Source organism: Streptomyces longispororuber (assembly GCF_024448165.1).
Taxonomy (GTDB): Bacteria; Actinomycetota; Actinomycetes; order Streptomycetales; family Streptomycetaceae; genus Streptomyces; species Streptomyces longispororuber_A.
In genome coordinates this window covers 1-2,790 of record NZ_JAMOLN010000407.1, presented here as the reverse complement: position 1 = coordinate 2,790, position 2,790 = coordinate 1, and the positions used below count along the sequence as shown (strand labels likewise).

2 protein-coding genes are annotated in these 2,790 nt (G+C 70.2%); one reads left to right on the top strand and one right to left on the bottom strand.

Features of this window, described 5'->3' with window-relative positions:
* Nucleotides 1-75: 75 nt before the first annotated feature.
* On the top strand, nt 76-1,122 hold the full coding sequence (locus M4J07_RS47435) for a glycosyltransferase family 2 protein (protein ID WP_255983566.1): 1,047 nt from the start codon (nt 76-78) through the stop codon (nt 1,120-1,122).
* A gap of 54 nt (nt 1,123-1,176) precedes the next feature.
* Here the strand turns inward: M4J07_RS47435 and M4J07_RS47430 are convergent.
* Nucleotides 1,177-2,790: LCP family protein (locus tag M4J07_RS47430; protein ID WP_374215205.1), on the bottom strand; the 1,614-nt coding region annotated here is incomplete at its 5' end.

Here is a 2,790-nt window from a genome sequence, read left to right as displayed (position 1 = left end):
ATACGATCTCCTGCCCGCGGTAGCGAGGCGGGCGGCGCGCGCCCGTGTCCCCCATTAGCGGTAACGTGACGCCTGATGAACGCCACAGCCAACACGCCCGGGCAGCTGCCGGCCGTTTCCGTGATCATGCCGATCCTGAACGAGGAGCGGCACCTGCGCGAGGCCGTCGAGGCGATCCTCGCGCAGGAGTACGACGGTGAGATGGAGGTCGTGCTCGCTCTCGGCCCGTCCGCCGACCGTACGGACGAGATCGCCGCGCAGCTGGTCGCCGAGACCGCATCCCGTGACAAGCGCGTGCACACGGTGCCGAACCCGACCGGCCGCACCCCCGCCGCCCTGAACGCCGCGATCAAGGCATCCCGCCACCCGATCGTCGTGCGCGTCGACGGCCACGCCGCCCTCTCGCGCGGCTACATCGCGACCGCCGTCCGCCTCCTGGAGGAGACCGGCGCGATGAACGTCGGCGGCATCATGTTCGCCGAGGGCACCAACGACTGGGAGAAGGCCGTCGCCGCCGCGATGACCTCCAAGATCGGTGTCGGCAACGCCGCCTTCCACACGGGCGGCGAGGCGCAGCAGGCCGAGACGGTCTACCTGGGTGTCTTCCGGCGCGCGGCGCTGGAGCAACAGGGCGGCTACAACGAGGAGTTCATCCGCGCCCAGGACTGGGAGCTGAACTTCCGGATCCGTGAGGCCGGCGGACTGATCTGGTTCTCGCCCGAGCTGAAGGTCTCCTACCGGCCGCGGCCGAGCATCAAGGCGCTCGCCAAGCAGTACAAGGACTACGGCCGCTGGCGGCACGTCGTCGCCCGCTACCACGCGGGCTCCATCAACCTGCGCTACCTCGCCCCGCCGACCGCCGTCGCCGCGATCGCGGCGGGCATCGTGGTCGGCGCCGCCCTCACCCCGTGGGGCTTCGTGATCCCCGCCGGCTATCTCGCGGCGATCGTCGCGGGCTCCGTCCCGGCGGGCAAGGGGCTGCCGCTCAAGGCGCGCGCCCAGATCCCCGTCGCGCTCGCCACCATGCACATGTCGTGGGGCTGGGGCTTCCTGACGAGCCCCAAGGCGCTCGCGAAGAAGGTCATCGCGTCCCGCCGGCCCGCGGTGCTCGCCTCCAACTGACGTGCGTGGGCGCGGGAGTTCGTCTCCCGCGCCCACGCCGCCCACCGGGCCCGGCTACCAGCTGTAGCCCTGCTCAACCTTCATGCACGTGGAGTCGTCCGCGCCGTTCTGCGTCTGCTCCTTGTCCAGCACCTTGTCCTCGTCGACGGACTTCTTCGGATAGGCGTTGCCCGTCCGCCAGTCGGCGCCCACGACGAGCGTCACCCCGGTCACGTCCGTCGACTTCTTCACCGAACTCAGCGGAATGCCGAGGGACTTGGCGACCGCCTGGGCGTCGCCCTCCAGATCGGCCGACGGATAGCGGATCACCGTCTCGTCCTCGACCTGCGACTGCGCCTGGTCCGCCACGGTCTGCGTGAAGCCCTTGCCGGTGAGCACCTGCGCCACCGCCGAGGCCCGCCCCGGCACCGCGGCCAGCGTCGCCGTCCGCGTCCCGTTGCGCACCTGTACCGCGATCTCGGCGTCGGCCGCGGCCGGATCGTCCGAGACCTCGTCCTCCGCCTTCTTCTTCTTGTCCTTGCCGTCGAGCGCGACGTCATCCCTGACCAGCCGGAACAGCGCCTCGGCCGCCCCTTCCTTCGGCGCGACGCGCGCCCCCACGTACACGAACGGCATCGTCGTCATCGTGATCCGGCCGGGGCTGGGCTTCTTCAGCTCGTTGCTCAGGTCGTACAGCTTCTTGACGGTGTTCAGGCCCTCGTCGACGTGCAGCGCCTTCGTCGCCTCCTCGGCGAGCGAGCGCAGCCGGTTGGGGTGGCTGAACGTCGCGTTCTTGCGCAGCTCCCGCACCATCGAGCTCATGTACATGTGCTGCGCCTTGGCGCGCGCGATGTCGGAGCCGTCCTCGAAGCCGTGCCGGGTGCGCAGCCACTGCAGGGCCTGCTCACCCTTCACGTAGGTCGTGCCCTTCTCCAGCTTCAGGCCGGAGCCCTCGCCGCTGCTGTTCCTGGAGTAGACGTTGGCGTCGACACAGACCGGTACGCCGCCGATCGCGTCGGCCATCGACACCACACCGGAGAAGTCGACCATCATGAAGTGGTCGATGTGGATGCCCGTCAGCTGCTCCCAGGTGGCGACCGTGCAGCCGGGACCGCCACGGGCCAGTGACGTGTTCACCATCTGCCGGGACACCGTGGCCTCGTACACCTTGCCGGTCTCCGGGTCGGTGCACTTGGGCAGCGGGGTCAGGGTGTCGCGCGGCATGCTCACCACGGACATGTTGCTGCGGTCCGCCGACAGGTGCAGCAGCATCTGCACGTCGGCCAGCGGGGGAGCGCCCACGCTGGCCTTGTGGCCGCCGAGCTTCAGGTTCTCCTTGCTGTTCCGGCTGTCGGAGCCGATCAGCAGGATGTTCAGCGGGGTCTGCCCGGCCGCGTTCGGCGTCGGCTTCGCGGCCTGCTTGTCGCCCAGATTGAGCTTGTCCGTCTTGATGTTGCTGTTCAGATGGCGGTAGTAGAGGTATCCGGCGCCCGCCGTGCCGAGGACCAGGACGGCCAGGACGCCCGCGGTCCAGCGCAGTATTCGGCGCCTGCGCCGTTTCGGCCGGCTGCCCGCGCGCCGCCGGGCACGCCGTCTGCGGTCGGCGGGTTCCGGGTCGGCGCCCGCCCCGCCGACCTCGGGAGCGTCCTCGTACAACGACTCGTCCCAGCCCGACTCACCGGCTCCGCC

Excerpts from the sequence above, each read along its gene's own strand:
- M4J07_RS47435 (WP_255983566.1), top strand. The coding sequence starts at position 76 with ATGAACGCCACAGCCAACACGCCCGGGCAGCTGCCGGCCGTTTCCGTG.